This window comes from Amycolatopsis sp. WQ 127309 (assembly GCF_023023025.1).
Classification (GTDB): Bacteria; Actinomycetota; Actinomycetes; order Mycobacteriales; family Pseudonocardiaceae; genus Amycolatopsis.
Genome location: NZ_CP095481.1, coordinates 10,055,453 through 10,074,241 on the forward strand (window position 1 = coordinate 10,055,453; position 18,789 = coordinate 10,074,241).

Annotated in this window: 17 protein-coding genes; 12 read left to right on the plus strand and 5 right to left on the minus strand. The window is 72.5% G+C overall.

Annotated elements, in window-relative coordinates; translation table 11 throughout:
* Window positions 1-7 precede the first annotated feature (7 nt).
* On the plus strand, window positions 8-544 hold the full coding sequence (locus MUY22_RS44205; protein ID WP_247053677.1) for an ATP-binding protein: 537 nt from the start codon (window positions 8-10) through the stop codon (window positions 542-544).
* A 210-nt stretch (window positions 545-754) separates the two neighbouring features.
* Here the strand turns inward: MUY22_RS44205 and MUY22_RS44210 are convergent, their stop codons facing one another.
* Together MUY22_RS44210 and MUY22_RS44215 are read right to left on the minus strand one after the other, a co-directional pair.
* Window positions 755-967 (minus strand): hypothetical protein, encoded by a 213-nt coding sequence (locus MUY22_RS44210; RefSeq protein WP_247053679.1) that lies wholly within the window; start codon window positions 965-967, stop codon window positions 755-757.
* A 42-nt stretch (window positions 968-1,009) separates the two neighbouring features.
* The gene (locus MUY22_RS44215) at window positions 1,010-2,182 is read right to left on the minus strand and encodes a glycoside hydrolase family 64 protein (RefSeq protein WP_247053681.1); all 1,173 of its coding nucleotides are present in this window, start codon (window positions 2,180-2,182) and stop codon (window positions 1,010-1,012) included.
* A 390-nt stretch (window positions 2,183-2,572) separates the two neighbouring features.
* Between MUY22_RS44215 and MUY22_RS44220 the strand changes: the two genes are divergently transcribed.
* Together MUY22_RS44220 and MUY22_RS44225 are read left to right on the plus strand one after the other, a co-directional pair.
* Window positions 2,573-3,433, plus strand: a complete 861-nt coding sequence (locus MUY22_RS44220) for a glycoside hydrolase family 16 protein (protein WP_247053683.1) — start codon at window positions 2,573-2,575, stop codon at window positions 3,431-3,433.
* A 17-nt stretch (window positions 3,434-3,450) separates the two neighbouring features.
* Window positions 3,451-3,954 (plus strand): methylated-DNA--[protein]-cysteine S-methyltransferase, encoded by a 504-nt coding sequence (locus MUY22_RS44225; RefSeq protein WP_247053685.1) that lies wholly within the window; start codon window positions 3,451-3,453, stop codon window positions 3,952-3,954.
* A gap of 4 nt (window positions 3,955-3,958) precedes the next feature.
* Here the strand turns inward: MUY22_RS44225 and MUY22_RS49665 are convergent, their stop codons facing one another.
* Window positions 3,959-6,205, minus strand: coding sequence for a PHB depolymerase family esterase (locus tag MUY22_RS49665; protein ID WP_305879346.1), 2,247 nt, complete (start codon window positions 6,203-6,205; stop codon window positions 3,959-3,961).
* A gap of 153 nt (window positions 6,206-6,358) precedes the next feature.
* Here MUY22_RS49665 and MUY22_RS44240 point away from each other — a divergent pair, with 153 nt between their 5' ends.
* From MUY22_RS44240 to MUY22_RS44250, 3 genes are read left to right on the plus strand one after another with little or no spacing between them, the layout of a single operon-like run.
* Window positions 6,359-7,942 (plus strand): alkaline phosphatase D family protein, encoded by a 1,584-nt coding sequence (locus MUY22_RS44240; RefSeq protein WP_247053687.1) that lies wholly within the window; start codon window positions 6,359-6,361, stop codon window positions 7,940-7,942.
* Between the two features lie 54 nt (window positions 7,943-7,996).
* Window positions 7,997-8,836 (plus strand): helix-turn-helix transcriptional regulator, encoded by an 840-nt coding sequence (locus MUY22_RS44245; RefSeq protein WP_247053689.1) that lies wholly within the window; start codon window positions 7,997-7,999, stop codon window positions 8,834-8,836.
* A 60-nt stretch (window positions 8,837-8,896) separates the two neighbouring features.
* On the plus strand, window positions 8,897-9,616 hold the full coding sequence (locus tag MUY22_RS44250; RefSeq protein WP_247053691.1) for an SDR family oxidoreductase: 720 nt from the start codon (window positions 8,897-8,899) through the stop codon (window positions 9,614-9,616).
* On the opposite strand, the gene MUY22_RS44255 is transcribed toward MUY22_RS44250, so the two are convergent.
* A complete protein-coding gene (locus MUY22_RS44255) occupies window positions 9,613-10,272 on the minus strand; it encodes a histidine phosphatase family protein (protein ID WP_247053693.1) in 660 nt (219 codons plus the stop codon). The genes MUY22_RS44250 and MUY22_RS44255 overlap by 4 nt on opposite strands.
* 81 nt (window positions 10,273-10,353) lie before the next feature.
* Between MUY22_RS44255 and MUY22_RS44260 the strand changes: the two genes are divergently transcribed.
* Window positions 10,354-11,562 (plus strand): PP2C family protein-serine/threonine phosphatase, encoded by a 1,209-nt coding sequence (locus MUY22_RS44260; RefSeq protein ID WP_247053694.1) that lies wholly within the window; start codon window positions 10,354-10,356, stop codon window positions 11,560-11,562.
* A gap of 6 nt (window positions 11,563-11,568) precedes the next feature.
* On the opposite strand, the gene MUY22_RS44265 is transcribed toward MUY22_RS44260, so the two are convergent.
* The gene (locus MUY22_RS44265) at window positions 11,569-11,955 is read right to left on the minus strand and encodes an STAS domain-containing protein (RefSeq protein WP_247053696.1); all 387 of its coding nucleotides are present in this window, start codon (window positions 11,953-11,955) and stop codon (window positions 11,569-11,571) included.
* Window positions 11,956-12,119: 164 nt separating this feature from the next.
* Between MUY22_RS44265 and MUY22_RS44270 the strand changes: the two genes are divergently transcribed.
* The 5 genes from MUY22_RS44270 (at window position 12,120) to MUY22_RS44290 (ending at window position 18,732) form a co-directional block, all read left to right on the plus strand.
* Window positions 12,120-12,464, plus strand: coding sequence for an STAS domain-containing protein (locus MUY22_RS44270; RefSeq protein WP_247053698.1), 345 nt, complete (start codon window positions 12,120-12,122; stop codon window positions 12,462-12,464).
* The gene (locus MUY22_RS44275) at window positions 12,464-13,849 is read left to right on the plus strand and encodes a PP2C family protein-serine/threonine phosphatase (RefSeq protein ID WP_247053701.1); all 1,386 of its coding nucleotides are present in this window, start codon (window positions 12,464-12,466) and stop codon (window positions 13,847-13,849) included. The genes MUY22_RS44270 and MUY22_RS44275 overlap by 1 nt, the downstream gene beginning before the upstream one ends.
* Window positions 13,846-14,271, plus strand: a complete 426-nt coding sequence (locus tag MUY22_RS44280; RefSeq protein ID WP_247053703.1) for an ATP-binding protein — start codon at window positions 13,846-13,848, stop codon at window positions 14,269-14,271. The genes MUY22_RS44275 and MUY22_RS44280 overlap by 4 nt, the downstream gene beginning before the upstream one ends.
* A 70-nt stretch (window positions 14,272-14,341) precedes the next feature.
* Window positions 14,342-18,433 carry a SpoIIE family protein phosphatase gene (locus tag MUY22_RS44285; RefSeq protein ID WP_247053706.1) on the plus strand — a complete coding sequence of 1,364 codons (4,092 nt, stop codon included), beginning with the start codon at window positions 14,342-14,344 and terminating at the stop codon, window positions 18,431-18,433.
* A complete protein-coding gene (locus MUY22_RS44290) occupies window positions 18,430-18,732 on the plus strand; it encodes an STAS domain-containing protein (RefSeq protein ID WP_247053708.1) in 303 nt (100 codons plus the stop codon). The genes MUY22_RS44285 and MUY22_RS44290 overlap by 4 nt, the downstream gene beginning before the upstream one ends.
* The last annotated feature ends 57 nt before the right edge of the window (window positions 18,733-18,789 follow it).

The window sequence follows — 18,789 nt, forward strand, 5'->3', positions numbered from 1 at the left end:
GCACACCGTGCATCGATACACCCCGGAACCGGACGTCGGCACCGGCGAGACCGCCGACGACGGCCTACCCGGGACCACGTCCCCCGACCGCCTCCCCGCGGGGTCCGGGACCGTGGTCACCCCGACCTTCGAAGAACTCGCGCCGGCGCTGCCCAACGACGTCGCCGACCTGCGCCGCAAGCTCATCCGCTGGCTGGCCGCCCTCCCCCTGGACCCGGAGAGCACGCACGACATCACGCTGGCGACCTACGAAGCGCTGGCGAACGTCGCGGCCCACGCTTACCCGGACAAGCACGGCTGGGCGCGCCTGCAGGCCGCGCGGGTGGGTGACGCCGTGACCGTGACGGTCACCGACACCGGCTGCGGTATCCCGGCGACCCGCGCGAGCCGCCCCCGCACCGCGGGCCTGCGCACCTCGGGCGGCCGCGGCCTGCTGCTGATCGACAAGGTGACCGACCAGTCCGACATCGACACCGGTGAGCAGGGCACGACGGTCCGGATGACCTGGCGCCCGGCCGCCTTGCGGCACGCGGGTGCGGCCTGAACCCCGCCGGCGAACGAGAGCGCGAGCAAGAGGCCGGCCGATTCGGGAAATCGAGCAAGATGAAAGAACATCACGGCTGACGAAGCAGCGGGCGACCACCAGCCCGAATACCGTCAGTCACTCCGGCATCGCTCACTGAAATGCGATGAGCAGGCTCGAAAGCCGAGAAACGCGGTGAGCCGGAACCGGCCCACCGCGTTTCAGGGAACCTCAGGCCGCGCTGGCCAGCCGCACGAGGCGGTTGCGCGGGTACGACACCAGTTCGCGCTCCTCGTCCGTGGTGAAGATCTCGACGGAATCCTCCAGGATGTCCGCCGAAGTCACCTGTAGCTGCCACGCGGGCAGCCCCGGGGCGGGCTCGTGCCAGAACCACTGGCCCTTGGTGAGCTGGTCCGCCGGGACCGTCGCGTCGTCCGTGTTCATGCCATGAGGCTAACCGCCACCACCGACAGTTTTTGAACGGGCTCAGCCATGGGTCGCTCCCACCGTGATCGTCAGCACGTCCGGGTCGCCGGCGAACACCGCGCCACTGAAGTCCGGGCCCGGGCTGACGTCGTCGTACGGGAACGCGTAGCCCCGGTTGTCGGGCAGTTTCGAGTGGACGATGCGGGCGTAGTGGTTGGTGACGTCGCCCAGGTAGAACTTCGCCGGGTCCTCCGCCGTCGGCTGGTTCGCGTTGTCCAGCAACGTCGTCCGGTTCAGGGCCGCCGCCAGGCGCGGGATGATGCTCTTGCGCGCGTCGCTCGCGCCGGCCGCGATGGCGAACGGACCGCTGTCGCAGCTCCAGACGTCCGCCGTGGCCGGCTTCGCGAAGGACTCGCCTCCGAGCACCAGCCGGCCGCCCGTGACGCGGCCGGTGAACGTGCCCAGGCCGGGGTTCTGCGAGTCCACCACGAGGTCCGTGCCCTCGTACTTCTGCCAGACCTGGTCGATGTAGCCGTCGAGGTACCCGCCGAACTGGTCGGCGTGGTGGTGCGGCGACAGCGCGCGCAGGTTCCCGCCGCCGCCGGTCTGCACCAGCCCCGGCCAGTTGCCGCCCAGCGCCGTCAGCTCCGATGAGATGGCGTCCAGCGACCCCGAAGGCAGGCCGTTGACGGTTTTCGTGCCCGAGCCGGACGTCGTGAGCGACAGGCCCATCGGCATCCCGACGAAGTCGACGTAGCTGATGTTGGCGAACAGCTGCTCGTCGTTGAACGTGAACTCGCTGAACGACCAGTTCTTCCCGAAGTTGGGATCGGCGGTGTTCAGGAAGCTCGGGTGCACCAGGGCCGGCCCCGGGTCGAGGAAGAAGTCCAGCTTCGCGTCCGTGACGACGTAGATCCGCGCGCCGCCCATCTTCGGCACGGAGACCTGGGCCCCGGAACCGACCGGGATGGCGCAGTCCTCCGGCAACGGCGTGTGCGCGGCGCCGGGCGAGTCCGGGTAGTACGGCGAGCCGTCGGCGCGCAGCAGGACCAGCCGGCCGTCCGGGGTCGTGCCGGTGACGTAGGCGTACACGGTGCCGGAGCCGGAGTTGTTGACCAGTTTGAGACCGAAGGTCGACGGCGTCGCGGCGTAGGCGGTGCGGGCCAGGGGCAGCACGGTGGCGGTGGCGAGCGTGGCCGCCGAAAGGCTCAGGAACGAGCGGCGCGAGATCATGATTCCTCCACTTTGAGGATTACCAGAACACGCGGCGTGCTCCACAATGGAGACACAGGCCGCGCTCGCAGATTCGTTGTGGACGCCAACAAACTATGAACGCCGCCGGCCGGGCCTGACAACCCCTCCAAGGTAGGTCTAGACCACCGTTCGCACCCGGCGCGCGCGATGCCCCGCGCGGAGAATTTTCAAACAATCCCGGCCAGGCCCTGCCCCCGGGTACCGGGTCGCGGGTAATTCCGGGCAGGGGCCTTGACTTCCCCGCGAACGGTCGGTGACAGTGGACGGCCTCGCAGGTGGACGCACCCCCTTTCCGGCTTCATCACAGAGAAAGCGGACCCCATGCAGCCCAGCAAGCGTTTCCTGCGACTGACCGCCGTGATGGCAACGTTGTCACTCCCCTTCCTCGCCCCCGCGACGACGTCCGCCGCGGAGACCTGGACCACCGTGTTCCAGGACGACTTCGACGGCGCGGCCGGTACCGGCCTGAACACCCAGGACTGGCTCTACGACAGGGGAACCGGCTACCCGGGCGGCGCGGGCGCCTGGGGCACCGGCGAGCTCGAGACGGCGACGGACTCGACCGACAACGTCTACCACGACGGCGCCGGCCACCTCGCCATCCAGCCGCTGCGCGACGCCGCGGGCAACTGGACCTCCGGCCGGATCGAGACGCAGCGGACCGACTTCGCCGCCCCGGCCGGTGGGCAGCTGGAGATCAGCGCGTCGCTCAAGCAGCCGTCGCCGGCCAGCGGGCTCGGCTACTGGCCGGCGTTCTGGGCGATGGGCGGCGACGCGCGGCCGGTCGGCGCGACGAACTGGCCGAGCATCGGCGAGCTCGACATCATGGAGGACGTCAACGCGCTCAGCAAGCACTCCACCACCTTCCACTGTGGACAGTGGCAGGGCGAGTGCCACGACCCGGACGGCATCACGAGCGACCTGCAGGACTGCCCGGGCTGCCAGGACGGCTACCACTCCTACTCGGTCGTGGTGGACCGCCGCGACGCCGCCGCGGAGGAACTGCGGTTCTACCTCGACGGCAACCAGACCTACTCCGTCAAGCAGAACCAGGTGTCCGACGCGACCTGGAAGGCCGCGGTCGACCACGGGTTCTTCGTCATCTTCGACGTCGCGATCGGCGGCTCCTACCCGAACAAGGTCTGCGGCTGCACCTCCCCGGGTGCGGACATTACGCCGGGCGCCGAGATGAGCGTCGACTCGCTGTCGGTCAAGGTCAGCGATTCCTGAGCCGATAAGCTGGCGCCATGAGCGTCCGGCACACCGTCATCGACTCCCCCATCGGGCCACTGACCCTCGTCGGTGACGCGGCCGGGGCGCTGCTCGGCCTCTACTTCGACGGCCACCTGCGCACGCCCCGGATGACCGACCTCGGGGAGCGCACCGAGACCGGTTTCGAGGTCGTGGAAGCACAGCTGGGCGAGTACTTCGCGGGCACGCGGCGCGAGTTCGACCTGGAGCTCGCGCCGCGTGGTTCCGCGTTCGAAAAGCAGGTCTGGGACCTGCTGACGAAGATCCCGTTCGGCGAGACCCGCACCTACGGGCAGCTGGCCGCCGCACTGGGCGACCCGGGTGCCGCGCAGGCCGTCGGCAACGCCAACGGCTGGAACCCGATCAGCGTCATCGTGCCGTGCCACCGGGTGGTCGGCACGAGCGGGAGCCTGACCGGGTACGCCGGCGGCCTGGCCCGCAAGCGGTTCCTCCTGAGCCTGGAGGAACCGCCCGCGGACGAGGTCGGCCGGTTGTTCTGACCCGTCAGGACGTCCCGCAGGTCACGGTGGGCGCCGTCAGGTTCCCGCCGTGCTCGACGGTGAACCCGATGACGTTGCCGCTGCCGTTGGGTTTCGCGGTCAGCACGTACCCGGTGCTGTCCCAGGTGCCGGTGTAGTTCCAGCTGCCGATGACCTTCTGGGGTGCGTGGAAGGTGATCGTGAGCACCCAGTTGTTCGAGCCCGTCACGCTCACCTGACCGTTGAAGCCGACGTTCCACTCCGCTGTCTTGGTGTAGGCCCCGGTGCACCCGCCCGACGGCGGCGGGGTCGTGGTCGTCGGCGGCGGGGTGGTCGTGGTCGGCGGCGGCGTGGTCGTGGTGCCGCCGTTCAGCGCGTCGAGGACCGCGGTGTAGGCGGCCTTCTTGGTGCCGCTGCCGTCGAACAGCAGCGGGGTGGCCGACGCGCGCCAGGAGTCGGTGTCCCGGATGCCCCACACGGTCAGGCCGTTGCAGCGCGCCACCGCGAGGCAGGCGTTCGTGACCGTGCGGAAGCTGCTCGCCTGCGTGGTGCCCGACCCCTCGATGTCCAGCTCGGTGATCTGGACGTCCACGCCGAGGTCGGCGAAGTTCTGCAGCGTGGTCCGGTAGTTCGACGGCACCGGGCTGGCGCTGTTGAAGTGCGACTGGAAGCCGACGCAGTCGATCGGCACGCCGCGGGACTTGAAGTCCTGCACCATGCGGTACACGGCCTGGGTCTTCGCCTGGCTCCAGTCGTCGGTGTTGTAGTCGTTGTAGCAGAGCTTCGCGTTCGGATCGGCCGCCCGGGCGGCGCGGAACGCCGCCTCGATCCAGTCGTTGCCAGTGCGCTGCAGGTTGGAGTCGCGGCGGGCACCGGAACTGCCGTCGGCGAACGCCTCGTTCACCACGTCCCACGAGTAGAGCTGGCCGCGGTAGTGCGTCGCGACCTGCGTGACGTGGTTGAGCATCGCCGAGCGCAGCGAAGAGCCCTCCATGCTCTGCATCCAGCCGGGCTGCTGCGAGTGCCAGGCCAGCGTGTGCCCGCGGACCTGGGCACCCTGGGACTTGGCCTGGGCCACGATCCGGTCGGCGTTGCCGTAGGAGAACTGGCCCTGGTTCGGCTCGGTCGCGTCGATCTTCATCTCGTTCTCGGGCGTGATCATGCTGAACTCACGGCTCAGGATGCCGGTGTAGACGCTGTCCGAGAGCTTGCTCGCCGAGACGGCCGTGCCGAAGTACCGGCCGGTCCGCGCGGCCGCGCCGCCGAGCGTGGTGCCCGCGGTCGGCGGGGGCGACGTCGTCGTGGTGGGCGTGGTCGGGGCGGTCGGCGTGGTCGTGGTCGTGCCGCCGCTGTTCAGGCCGAGGTACGCGATCGCGTAGGCCACCATGCCGCTCTGCGGCAGCACGTGCCCGGCGCCCTGGACGCTGATCGCCTCGACCGGCGCCTGGACGCCGGTGCCGCCGTAGCGGGCGCGGGTCCAGCCGGACTGCGGCTGGTCGGTGCCCGACGCCGTCTGGCTCACCCCGGCGAGGTTGGTCCACTGCTTGACCTCTTCGCCGAAGTTCGGGTAACGCAGGGTGTCGTCGGCGGTGCCGTGCCACAGCTGCATCCGCGGGTACGGGCCGCTGCGCCCGCCGCTCATCTGCCGGGCCTGGTCACCCCACTGCTGCGCGGTCTTCGTCAGCTGGCCGTTCGCGCACTGGGAGTTCCAGCTCGACCCGTCGGTGGTGCCGAAGCAGCCGGCGGGCACGCCCATGAACGCCGACCCGGCGGCGAACACGTCCGGGTACTCCGCGGCGAGCACGTTCGTCATCATCGCGCCCGAGGAGAACCCGGTGACGTAGACCCGGGAAGGGTCGACGTTGTAGTGCTGCTTCGCGTAGTCGACCATCGAGAGGATGCCGACCGGGTCGCTGCCGCCGCCCCGGGTCAGCGCCTGCGGTGACGAGACGTCGAAGCAGGCGCCGCTGCGGGTGGCCTCCGGGAACACGATGACGTACCCGTACTGGTCGGCCGCGGTGACGTAGTCGCGGGCGTAGCCGTTGAAGACCGCCGAAGCCGAGCCGGTGCAGTAGTGGATCGCGACCAGCAGCGCCGGCTTGGCCGCCACCCGGTCCGGGACGTAGGTGTACATGTTCAGGTTGCTGGGGTTGGTGCCGAAGCCGGTCACGCGGGTCAGCGACGCCGCGGACGCGGGCTGCGCGACGAGCAGCACGACCGCGGCGACCACCGGCACGACGGCGGCCAGCAGCACAGTGAGCAGTCTTCTCACTCGGGATTCCTTTCCGGGGCAGGGCGCGCAGCGCTCTCGATCGTTCGTCGCACCCCGGAACCGGTCAACGACTATCGGTATGTTTCGGAGGCTTTCGCACCGCGCACTGCGTGCCGGACGGCCGGGACGACGCGGTTCTGGGAGGATCGCCGGATGACCGCGCTGCTGCTGGGCCCGCTCCTCCGGCACGTCGACGCCACGTCGGCGACGATCTGGGTCGAGACGGACGGCCCGTGCGAGGTCGGCGCCGGTGACGCGACCGCCCGGACCTTCGAGGTCTCCGGCCACCACTACGCGCTGGTCGTGCTCACCGGCCTCGAACCGGCGAAGAGCACGCCGTACGAGGTCCGGCTCGACGGCGACGTCGTCTGGCCCGAACCCGGCGGTGACCTGCCGCCGAGCCGGATCCGCACGCTCTCCCCCGAGGACTCCCGGTTCCGGCTGGTGTTCGGCTCCTGCCGCAAGCCGCGCGAGCAGGACGCCCTCGGGCAGGACGCGCTCGCCGCGTACGCCCGCCGGATGGCCAAGCTCGCCGAGGAGGAGTGGCCGGAGTCGCTGGTGCTGCTCGGCGACCAGGTCTACGCCGACGAAACCACCGACGACACGCAGAAGTGGCTCGCGACCCGGCGCGACACCTCGCAGCCGCCGGGCACCGAGGTCGCGGACTTCGAGGAGTACTGCCACCTCTACTCCGAGGCCTGGTCCGACCCGGCCGTGCGCTGGCTGCTGTCCACGCTGCCGACGTCGATGATCTTCGACGACCACGACGTCCGCGACGACTGGAACACCTCGCAGGCCTGGCGGGCGGAGATGGCCGCCACGTCGTGGTGGCCCGAGCGCATCCGCGGCGCGCTGGTGTCGTACTGGATCTACCAGCACCTGGGCAACCTCGGCCCGGAGGAGCTCGCCGGCGACAAGCTCTTCCAGCAGGTCGGCTCGTCCGGCACGGACAACGCGGAGCTGCTGCGCGAGTTCGCCGACCGCGCCGACCGGGAGGCCGACGGCGCCAAGGGCACGCGCTGGTCCTACCGGCGCGACTTCGGCCCGGTCCGGCTGCTCGTGATCGACTCGCGGGCCGGGCGCATCCTCGAAGGGGGTGTGCGGTCGATGATCGGCGAGGACGAGTTCCACTGGATCGAGGAGCAGGCCGGCGGCGACGTCGACCACCTGCTGATCGGCACGTCGCTGCCGTGGCTGCTGCCGACCGCGCTGTCCTTCGCGCAGTCGATCAACGAACGCGCGTGCACCCGGCCGGGTGTGCGCGGCAAGGCCGCCGAGTGGTTCCGGCAGTTCGCCGACCTCGAGCACTGGCCGGCGTTCCGCGAGTCGTTCGACCGGCTGGCGAAGCTCATCGCCCGGGTCGCCGACGACGGCGCGGCCTCGGTCAACGTGCTCTCCGGCGACGTCCACCACGCCTACGTCGCGCGGGCCCGGTTCCCGCGTGAACCGGCCGCGCCGGTGCACCAGCTCACCTGCTCGCCGATGCACAACACCGTGCCGTGGTACATGAACCGGGTGTTCCGGCTCGGCTGGTCCCGGCGGCTGACCGGGCTGATGGGGTGGCTCGCGCGCCGCTCCGGCGTCCGGCCCACCGACCTGACGTGGGACTGCGTGTCGGGGCCGCACTTCGGCAACGCCGTGATGACGCTGGACGTCGACGGGCGCACCGCGTGGGCGACGATGCAGCGGACGACGGACGACGGCCTCGTCGACGAGACGTCGATCCGCCTCACCTGAGGGTGGGTGCGGCGCGGCCAGTCAGCCACGCTTGATCCGGGTTAGCCTCGGTTCATGACCAGCGGAAACGTACTCGGGGAGTTCCTCCGGGCCCGCCGTGCGCAGGTCGGCCCGGAGGAGCTGGGCATGCCCGGCGGCCGCGGGCGGCGCGTCGCGGGCCTGCGCCGGGAAGAGGTCGCGCTGCTGGCCGGCGTCAGCACCGACTACTACGTCCGGCTGGAACAAGGCCGCGAACGGCACCCGTCGGAGCAGGTCCTCGACGCGCTGGCGCGGGCCCTGGTGCTCGACGACGACGCCACCGCCCACCTGCACCGGCTGGCCCGCCCGGCGGCCCGTCGCCGCGCCCGGCGGCGGGAGCAGGTCAGCCCGAACCTGGTCCGGCTGATGGCGGGCTGGCCGGCCACCCCCGCGGTGGTCCTCGGCCGGTGCCTCACCGTGCTGGCGCACAACCCGCTGGGCCGGGCGCTGTTCGACGGCCACACCCACAGCGGCGACCTGGTCCGGCTGGTGTTCCTCGACCCCGACGCCCGCGCGTTCTACCCGGACTGGGAGCGCGTCGCGGCCAACACCGTCGGCGGCCTGCGCGCGGCCGCCGGGATCGACCCCGACGACCCGCGGCTGATCGAGACGGTCGGCGAGCTGTCGGTCAGGAGCGAGGCGTTCCGCAGGCTGTGGGCGCGCCACGACATCCGGCAGAAGACCCACGAGACCAAGCGGTTCCACCACCGGCTGGTCGGCGACCTGACGCTGAGCTACGAGGCCCTGACGGTGAACAGCGCGCCCGGGCAGCAGCTGGTCGTCTACCAAGCGGAGCCGGGCAGCCCGTCGGAAGCGGCGTTGTCGTTGCTGGGCAGCCTGACCGCCGAAAGCGCGCCGGAGAACGTCAACCGCTAAGCGTATTCCACATTGGACAGTCTCGTTGTGCTGCCCGAAAACCCTTGAAAGGAAACGTCAGTGAAGATCGTCCTCATCACCGGGGCCAGCAGCGGCATCGGCCACGCCACCGCCGTGCGGCTGGCCGCCGAAGGCCACCACGTCGTGCTCGGGGCCCGGCGGAAGGACCGCCTCGACGCCCTCGCCGCGGAGATCCTGGCGGCGGGCGGGCGCGCCGACGTGCACGGCCTGGACGTCACCGACCGCGCCGACGTCGCCGCGTTCGCCGACGCGGCGGTGCGCGACCACGGCCGGATCGACGTGTTCGTCGCCAACGCCGGCGTGATGCCGTTGTCCCGCTTGGATTCCTTGCACGTCGAGGAGTGGGACCGGATGCTCGACGTCAACGTCCGCGGCCTGCTCAACGGGATCGCCGCGACCCTGCCGCACTTCGAGCGGCAGGGCGGCGGCCACTTCGTGACGATCGCCTCGACGGGCGCGTACGAGGTGGTGCCGACGGCGGCGGTCTACTGCGCCACGAAGTACGCGGCGCGCGCGATCACCGAAGGCCTGCGCCTGGAGTCCGACCCGAGCCTGCGCGTCACGACGATCTCACCGGGCGTCGTGGAGTCCGAGCTGGCCGACACGATCACCGAGCCGGGCGCGAAGGAGGCGATGGTCGCCTACCGCGCGCACGCGATGCCACCGGACGCCATCGCCGGCGCGATCTCGTACGCCATCGGGCAGCCGGACGGCGTCGACGTCAACGAGCTCGTGGTCCGGCCCACCGCCCAGCGCTAGGCGATCCGCTGCGCCAGCACCATCGTGAAGCCGCCGTCGCGGTCGCGTTCCCAGGTGGTCAGCGAGCCGTTGGGGACCGCCGTGGCGGCGGCCGCGCGCATGAGGTCCGGTTCCGGCAAGCCCTCCAGCAGGTACCGGAGCGCGAACACCGTCATCTCGTGCGCGCTCAGCAGGACGCGCGCGCCCGGCCGCTCGGCGCTCAGCTCGGCGAGCAGGGAGCGCACCCGCAGCACGACGTCCGCCCAGGACTCGCCGCCCGGGGGCCGGTAGTAGAACCGGCCGAGCCGCCGCTTGCGCCGGGCCTCGTCGGGCCAGCGCTCGCGGACGCCACGGGTGGTCAGCAGATCCAGGACGCCGAGCTCGCGATCGCGCAGCCGCTCGTCGGGCACGATCGCCACCCCGGCCGGCGCGGCCAGCTTGGCGGTGTCCCAGGCGCGGCGGTAGGTCGAGGTGACCACGACGTCCGGCCGGTGCCCGGCGAGCAGCTCCCCCGCCGCCGTGGCCTGGTCCCGTCCCGGCCCGGTCAGGGGCACGTCGGCGTCGCGCTCGGCGAGGTCGATCACGTCGGCGCCCGCCGTCTCCGCCACCTCCCGGGCGACGTTCCCGGTGCTCTCGCCGTGCCGCAGCACACCCACCCATTCCAGGTCGACCTCCACGCGCGGCTGGTACCCCCGGCGACCCACCCGCGAAACCCGGGATGGCTAGGCCCCCCAACGACGTCCGGCTAGGGTCGGTCCATGTCGCGGAGTCTCGACGGCCAGGACCGGCTGCAGCTGCTGGAGACGATCATCGGCGCCCCCGCCGGCCACCTCGGCCTGACCGAGCTGCTCACCGCGACCCTGGACCGCGTCCGCGAGGTGCTGAAGGTCGACACCGCGACCGTGCTCCGCCACCAGGCGGGCGGGCAGCAGCTCGTGGCGATCGCGGCCGCGGGCATCGAGGAAGAGGTCCACCAGGGCGTGCGCGTGCCGGTCGGTACCGGGTTCGCCGGGCGGGTGGCCCAGGACCGCGCGCCCGTCGCCCTCGACCACGTCGACGAGACCACCGTCGTGAACTCCCTGCTGTGGGAACGCGGCCTGCACGCCATGCTCGGCGTGCCGATGATCACCGGCAGCGAGCTGGTCGGCGTCCTGCACGTCGGATCCGTCCGGCCGCGCCGGTTCTCCGAGGCCGAGGTCGGCACCCTGCAGCTGCTCGCCGACCGCCTCGCCATGGCGATCCAGGTGGAGGCCCTCGAGGAGAACCGCACCGCCACCATGGCCCTGCAGCGCAGCCTGCTGCCGGACCGGCTGCCCGAACTGCCCGGTCTCGGCTTCGCCGCCCGGTACGTGCCCGGCGCGGAGGCCGGGCTCGGCGGCGACTGGTACGACCTGTTCCCGCTGCCGGGCGACCGGGTCGGCGTCGTGATGGGCGACGTCTCCGGGCACGGGCTCGAGGCGGCCGTGATCATGGGCCGGCTGCGCAGCGCCCTGCGCGCCTACGCCCTCGACTGCGACGACCCGGCCGAGACGCTCGGCAAGCTCGACCGCAAGGCCAACCACTTCGAACACGGCGCGATGGCCACCGTCGCCTACGGGATCATCGATCCGCCGCGGGAGACGCTGACGCTGTCGCTGGCCGGGCACCTGCCGCCGGTGCTGGCGCGCCCGGGCGAGCCGGGCGCGCTCGTCACGGCGCCGCCGGACCCGCCGATCGGCCTGACCATCGGGCACCCCGACCGGCGGACCACGGTCGTCGCCCTGCCGCCGGGCGGGGTGCTGGTGCTCTACACCGACGGGCTCGTCGAGCGCCGGGACCGGGCGGTGGACACCGGCATGACCGACCTCGCGGCCACCGTGCGGGCCGGGGAGCCCGAGCGCGTGTGCGCGCAGCTGATGGCGGCGATGATCGGCTCGCGGCCGGCGCAGGACGACGTCGCCCTGCTCGTGGTCCACCGCCACGCCTGAGCCGGCTCAGGAAGCCGTCAGCGCCGCCTCCTGGGTCGGGAACAGCGAAAGGCTGTCCTCGAGGCCGGTCAGCTGGATCGGCCGCAGGGTGGCGCGGCCGGTCGCGACGATCCGCACGGTGGTGCCCGCCGCGGAGTTGCGGTGGATCATCAGCAGCGCGGTCAGCCCCGGCGAGGCCAGGAACTCGACGCGGCTCAGGTCCACCACGAGCAGTCTCGGTACCGCGGCGAGCGCTTCGTCCGCCGCCTGGACCAGCGCGGGCGCCGTGGTGGTGTCGACGTCCCCGGCGACCTCGAGCACCACCGCGCCGTCCTGCTGCTCCGTTCGGGCGATCCTGAACTCGCCGAATGGCACAGCGGCCGGGGAGCCTTCAGTGTGGGTGTTCTCGGTCATGTGTCTCTCCCGCCCTCGGCGCCGCCGCCGGAACGTCCGGCGGGCGCGCTTGATCACGAAGGCTGTCTGCTCAACCGTGACCAATCATGCCCGCCGCAGGGCACCTGCGCCGTTTCAGCACCCTCGGGTTTGCCTCGCGCGCTCAAACGGGCAGGATGGTGACCATGGCCGAACCGGACGCGGGCACCGTCGTCCTGGAGCACCGCGACGGCGCGGCGGTGCTCCGGGTGAGCGGCGCCCTCGACCTCGCGCTCGCGCCGAAGCTGCGGCAGTTCGCCGACCGCGCTTCCCGGCAGCAACCGGCGGTGCTGGTCATCGACCTCACCGACGTCACCTTCCTGGCCTCCGCCGGGATGGCCGAGCTCGTGCGGGCGCACCGCGGCGACTCCGGCTCCGCCCCGCTGCGCGTGGTGGCCAACGGCCGGATCACGCTGCGTCCGCTGGAGCTGACGCGGCTGACCGACGAGCTCGCCATCTTCCCGTCGCTCACCGACGCGCTGAATCCCTGATGTCCCCGCCTCCCCTCGACGCAGTCCTCGACGCCGTGCGCCGGGCCTTCGTCGACGGGGCGGGCGAACCGGCCGTGACCGAGGCCGTCGCCGTCGCGGTGCGGGCCGCCACCGCGGACCTCGTGGACACGGTGGCGCGGCTGCAGGGCGACGCCGCGGTGATCGACGCGCTGCACTCGGTCGGCCGGCGGCTGACCGCCCAGCTGGACCTCGGCCGGATCGTGCAGGACGCGACCGACGCCGCCACGAAGGCGACCGGCGCGGACTTCGGCGCGTTCTTCTACAACCTCGTCAACGATGTCGGCGAGTCGTACACGCTCTACACGCTCTCGGGCGTGCCGCGGGCGGCGTTCGAGCGGTTCCCGATGCCGCGCAACACCGCGGTGTTCGGCCCGACCTTCGACGGCACCGGCACCGTCCGCAGCCCCGACATCACCGCGGACCCGCGATTCGGGAAGAACGCGCCCCACCACGGGATGCCCGAGGGGCACCTGCCCGTGCGCAGCTACCTGGCGGTATCGGCGATCAGCCCGACCACCGGCGAGGTGCTGGGCGGGTTCTTCTTCGGCCACCCCGGCTCCGCCCGGTTCACCGAGCGGCACGAGTACCTCGCCGAGGGCATCGCCGGCTACACGGCCATCGCGCTGGACAACGCCCGCCTCTACGAGCGCGAACGCACCCTCGTCTCCGAATTGTCCCGCAGCATGTTGCCGGTCGTCCCGGACCTGCCCGGCCTCGACGTCCTCACCCGGTACCTGCCCGCGGCCACCGGGACGAAGATCGGCGGCGACTGGTTCGACGTGATCCGGCTCCCCTCGGGCGCGACCGCGTTCGTGATCGGCGACGTCGTCGGCCACGGCGTCACCGCCGCGACGGTGATGGGCCAGGTCCGGACGGCGATCCGCTGTTACGCGCAGCTGGAGCTGACGCCGTCGGAGGTGCTGCGCAACGTCTCCGAGCTGACCGCGGGGTTGTTCGGCGGAAGCTTCGTCACCTGCTTCTACGCGGTCCTCCACCCGGACGGCACGCTGAGCTTCGCGAACGCCGGGCACCTGCCGGCGATCCTGATCCGGCCCGGTGCCCCGGTGGAGCAGCTCGGCGAGGCGATGGCGCAGCCGCTGGGCGTCGGCTCGGCGTTCCCCGAGGACACCACCACGTTCCCGCCGGGCACCGGCCTGGTGCTCTACACCGACGGCCTGGTCGAGAGCCGCACCCGCGACCTCACCCTGGGCATCGAGTGGCTGCTGGCCGGGATCCCGGGCCTGCTGGCCGCGACCGACCTCGAAGCGGCGTGGGACACCCTCGTCGACGAGCTCACGCACGGGCGCCACGACGACGACATCGCGCTGATCCACGTGCGTCACCGCGGAGAGGACCGCCCATGACGGACTCCGTCCCCCCGGGCGCGCCTCCCTCCCCGGCCTTGTTCCACCGCCGCACGGTCGCGCTCGCCGACCGGCTGCCGGAGCTGCGCGAAGCGCTGGCCGGCTGGGTGCGCGCGCTCGGCCTGGGCACCGAACGCGGGGAGGACGTCGTCCTCGCCGGCTACGAAGCGATGGCCAACTCCGCCGAACACGCCTACCGCGACCAGGAAACCGGCTACGTCGACGTCCGGGCCGAGGCGTTCGCGGGCGGGCTGACCGTCACCGTCACGGACTACGGCGACTGGCGCACACCGGTGCCCACCAACGGGTTGCGCGGCCGCGGGCTGCTGCTCATCGACAGCCTCACCGACCGGTGCGCCCAGGTCCACCGCGAGGACGGCACGACGATCACGATGACCTGGCTGACTGACGCGGCGAGCTGAACCCCGCACGGGTCAGCGCGTCCCGCGGCGCCCCGGTATTCTGTGCGCGGAGCCCAGATCCGGGAGAAAAATGACCGCCGCTGACGAGTCCGGGCCCGGTGCCGTGATCCCCGGGACCAGCCGGATGGCGACGCGGATGCGGGAGTTCGACTGGGCGTCTTCGCCGCTGGGCCCGCCGGAGGACTGGCCGCCGAGCCTGACGACGGCGGTGCGGATCTGCCTGACCTCCCGCTTCCCGATGATCGTCTGGTGGGGACCGGACCTGCGGTTCCTCTACAACGACGCCTACCAGCCGCTGCTCGGCACCAAGCACCCCGCGCTGGACAAGCCCGGCGCGCAGGTCTGGAGCGAGATCTGGCACATCATCGGGCCGATGCTGGACGGTGTGCTGCGCACCGGCGAGGCGACCTGGTCCGAGGACATGCTGCTGCCGATGAACCGGCATGGCTACTGGGAAGAGACGTACTGGACCTACTCCTACAGCCCGATCCACGACGACAGCGGCGCCGTGCGGGCGGTGTTCACCGCCGTCACCGACACCACCGAGCGCGTGATCGGCGAACGCCGGCTCGCCGTGCTGCGTGAGCTCGGCGTGCGGGCCGGGATCGCCCGCACCGTCGCCGAAGCCTGCGAGCTGGTCGCCGGGGTGCTGGGGGACGCCGGGGCCGATGTCCCGTACGCCGCGATCCACCTCCGCCACCCGGGCACCGGCGACCTCACGCTCGCCGCCGTGACGCCGGGCGGCTCCGGGGACGCGGAGGGCTGGCCGCTGGCGGAGGTCCTCGCCGACGGCGTCCCGCGCGTCGTGTCCGGGCTGACCGGGAAGTTCGGCGAGCTGCCGGCGGGCGGCTGGTCCACCGCGCCCGCCGAGGCGGTGGTGCTGCCGCTGCCGGGCGCCGCGGACACCCCGGCCACCGGGGTGATCGTGCTCGCGGCGAGCGGCGGGCACGCCGTCGACGAGAACTACCGGACGTTCCTCGGGCTGGTCGCCCACCAGACCACCGCGCTCGTCAACGGCGCCGTCGCCTACCGGCTGCAGCAGGAGCGCGCCGAGGAGCTGGCCGCGCTGGACGTCGCGAAGACGACGTTCTTCTCCAACGTCAGCCACGAGTTCCGCACCCCGCTCACCCTGATCCTGGGGCCGGCGGCCGAACTGCGGGAGACGCTCGCCGACGCCGGTGAAGCGGTGCTCGAAGAGGTCGACGTCATCCACCGCAACGCCGTGCGCCTCGGGCGGCTGGTGAACAACCTGCTCGACTTCTCCCGGATCGAGGCCGGCCGGATGCAGGCGCGCTTCGAGCCGGTCGACCTCGCGGAGTTCACCGCGGAGCTGGCCAGCGTGTTCCGCGCCGCCGTCGAGCGGGCCGGGCTGGCGTTCGAGGTCGACTGCCCGCCGCTGAGCGAGCCGGTGCACGTGGACCGCGGGATGTGGGAGAAAGTCGTCCTCAACCTGCTGTCCAACGCGGTCAAGTACACCTTCGACGGCACGGTCCGGGTGTCGGCCGGGCGCGACGGCGAGCACGCCGAGGTGCAGGTCACCGACACGGGCATCGGCATCGCCGCCGACGAGATGCCCCGGCTGTTCGAGCGGTTCCACCGCATCCCCTCGGCGCGGGCGCGGTCGAACGAAGGCAGCGGGATCGGGCTGGCCCTGGTGCGCGAGCTGGTCGGCATCCACGGCGGCGCCATCACCGCGGACAGCACGCCCGGCGCCGGCACGACGTTCCGCATCCGGCTGCCGCTGGGCACCGGGCACCTGCCCGCCGAGCAGGTCGCCACCGGGCCGGTTCAGCACGGGATCGCCGCGGAGGCCGTCGAGCCGTTCGTGGCGGAAACCCTGCGCTGGCTGCCGGGACCGGACGACGGCCCCGCGGCCGAGGTCGTCCCGTCCGGGCTCACCGGGGCGCGGGTGCTGGTCGCCGACGACAACACCGACATGCGCGAGTACCTCGCCCGGCTGCTGCGCGACGAGTACGCCGTGACGTCGGTGCGCGACGGCGTCGAGGCGTTCGCCGCCGCGGCCGCCGACCCGCCGGACCTGATCATCAGCGACGTGATGATGCCCCGGCTGGACGGGCTGGCCCTGCTGGCGGAACTGCGCGGCGACCCGCGCACGGCCGCCGTCCCGGTGCTCCTGCTCTCCGCGCGGGCCGGGCAGGAGGCCGCGGTCGACGGGCTGGCCGCCGGCGCCGACGACTACCTCGTGAAGCCGTTCTCCGCGCGGGAACTGCTCGCCCGGGTGCGCACCACCATCCGGCTGGCCCGGCTGCGGACGCAGCACACGCGCTGGCGCGCGGCGATGATCGACTCGCTGCAGGAGGGCTTCTTCGTCGGCGACGCCGACGGGCGGATCGTGGAGATCAACGCCGCGTTCACCGAGCTGCTGGGCTACGGCGCGGACGGGCTGCCCTACGCCCAGCCGTTCCCCTGGCTGCCCGCCGCGGACACCGATCCTGAAGGGCACCGGCAGGTGCTCGACGCGCTGGCCCGGGCCAAGACCGAGCCCACCGGCAGCTTCGTGCTGCCGATGCGGCACCGCGACGGCCACCGGATGTGGACCGCGTCCACCTACAACGTGCTCCACGACGACGAAGGCCGGCGCCGCCTCGTCGGCACGATCCGCGACGTCACCGCCGAGCGCTACGCCGTGCAGCGGGAAGCCGCGCTCGCGGCGATGAACCAGCGGCTCACCGGGCTGAGCGGCGTCGGGGACCTGCTCGGCGCCGCGCTCGAGCTGCTGCGCGACCTGTTCCAGGCCGACCGGGTGCTGGCCGTGAAGTGGCCGGGCGCCGGCGAGCCGGAACTCACCTCCACCGACCCCGCCGACCGGCGGTGGGCGGACCTCGCCGCACCGGTGCGCGCGACGCTCGACGGGCTCCGCTCGCTTCCCGCGTTGCACACCGTGCCGGCGGGCTCGGCCGGCGCGGCCACCACGGTCGACCATCCCGGCGGGCAGCTGACGCTCTGGGTGGAGCCCGCGGCCGGACGGCCGCTCGGCACCGAGGACCAGACGCTGCTGGCGTTGCTGGCCGGCACCCTCGCGCACGCCCTGCGCCGCGCGCACCGCGACGACCGGCAGCGCGAGGTCGCCCTCGCACTGCAACGCTCGATCCTCGGCCCCGCCCGGCTTCCCGAGGGGTTCGCGGTGCGCTACGAACCGGCGACCCCGCCCCTGGAGGTCGGCGGCGACTGGTACGACGTGATCACCCTCGACGACGACCGCATCGGCATCGTGGTCGGCGACTGCGTCGGCCGCGGCCTGCCCGCGGCGGCCGTGATGGGCCAGCTGCGCAGCGCCTGCCGGGCGTTGCTGCTCGAAGCCAGCAGCCCTTCGCACACCTTGACGGCCCTGGACCGCTTCGCCGCCCAGGTGCCGGATGCCTTGTGCACCACCGTGTTCTGCGGTGTCCTCGACCCCGCCACCGGCACCCTCACCTACAGCAGCGCCGGGCACCCGCCCGCGACCCTGATCCACCCGGACGGCACGGCCGAGTCCCTCGACGCGGGCGGCAGCGTCCCGCTCGCGGTCCGCGTCCCCGGAGCCCGGCCCGAAGCCACGGCGGTCGTCCCCATCGGCTCGCTGCTCATGCTCTACACCGACGGGCTCGTCGAACGCCGCCGCGAGTCGCTCGACGACGGCATCGACCGCGCGAACGGCGTCGCCCACCGCGCGCACGACGCCGAGCTGACCGACCTGGCGAGCACACTGATGACCTCGCTGCGCCCGGCCGACGGTTACGAGGACGACGTCGCCCTGCTGCTCTACCGCCGGACCGTGCCGCCGCTGACGATGGGGTTCGCGGCGCACCCGGACAGCCTCGCCTCGACCCGGCACTGGCTGCGGGCGTGGCTGGCCACCGCGGAGCTCGACCCGGACCTCGCGCAGGACGTGCTGGTCGCCGCGGGCGAGGCCTGCGCGAACGCGGTCGAACACGCCTACGTGGACGGCGACGGCGCGAACCCGCACCTGTCCGCGAGCCTCGGCGGCGCCCGGCTGGTCGTGACGATCACCGACCGCGGCCACTGGAAGCAGCCGCCGCCCGACAACCACGTGCTGCGCGGGCGCGGCATGCCGATGATGAAGGCGCTGGCCGACGCGGTCACCGTCCGCCACGACCCCGAGGGCACCACCGTCACCTTGGAATGGAGAATCGGTTCGTGACGACGGCACTCACCTTGGTCCCCGGTCCCGATGACGCGGGAGACCGGACACTCACCGTGACCGGCGAGATCGACATGAGCAACGCCGCCGAGTTCGGCTCGGCGCTCGATCGCGAGCTGGCGGCGGGCGGCACCGTCACGGTTGACCTCACCGGCGTGACCTACCTCGACAGCGCCGGCGTCGCGGTGCTGTTCGACCGGGCCGGCTCCCACGACCTGCGGCTGGTGGCCCCGCGACTACTCGGCCGGGTGCTGCGGGTGTCGGGGCTCACCAGGGTCGCCGAGGTCACGATCCGCTGAGGCCGGTTGGGATCGGGCCCGCTTGGGTACGCGTGGGGCAGTGACGGCTGGATGTGT

Excerpts from the sequence above, each read along its gene's own strand:
- MUY22_RS44215 (WP_247053681.1), bottom strand. The coding sequence starts at position 2,182 with ATGATCTCGCGCCGCTCGTTCCTGAGCCTTTCGGCGGCCACGCTCGCC.
- MUY22_RS44280 (WP_247053703.1), top strand. The coding sequence starts at position 13,846 with ATGACGGACTCCGTCCCCCCGGGCGCGCCTCCCTCCCCGGCCTTGTTC.
- MUY22_RS44270 (WP_247053698.1), top strand. The coding sequence starts at position 12,120 with ATGGCCGAACCGGACGCGGGCACCGTCGTCCTGGAGCACCGCGACGGC.
- MUY22_RS44260 (WP_247053694.1), top strand. The coding sequence starts at position 10,354 with ATGTCGCGGAGTCTCGACGGCCAGGACCGGCTGCAGCTGCTGGAGACG.
- MUY22_RS44210 (WP_247053679.1), bottom strand. The coding sequence starts at position 967 with ATGAACACGGACGACGCGACGGTCCCGGCGGACCAGCTCACCAAGGGC.
- MUY22_RS44285 (WP_247053706.1), top strand. The coding sequence starts at position 14,342 with ATGACCGCCGCTGACGAGTCCGGGCCCGGTGCCGTGATCCCCGGGACC.
- MUY22_RS44265 (WP_247053696.1), bottom strand. The coding sequence starts at position 11,955 with ATGACCGAGAACACCCACACTGAAGGCTCCCCGGCCGCTGTGCCATTC.
- MUY22_RS44245 (WP_247053689.1), top strand. The coding sequence starts at position 7,997 with ATGACCAGCGGAAACGTACTCGGGGAGTTCCTCCGGGCCCGCCGTGCG.
- MUY22_RS44225 (WP_247053685.1), top strand. The coding sequence starts at position 3,451 with ATGAGCGTCCGGCACACCGTCATCGACTCCCCCATCGGGCCACTGACC.
- MUY22_RS44275 (WP_247053701.1), top strand. The coding sequence starts at position 12,464 with ATGTCCCCGCCTCCCCTCGACGCAGTCCTCGACGCCGTGCGCCGGGCC.
- MUY22_RS44240 (WP_247053687.1), top strand. The coding sequence starts at position 6,359 with ATGACCGCGCTGCTGCTGGGCCCGCTCCTCCGGCACGTCGACGCCACG.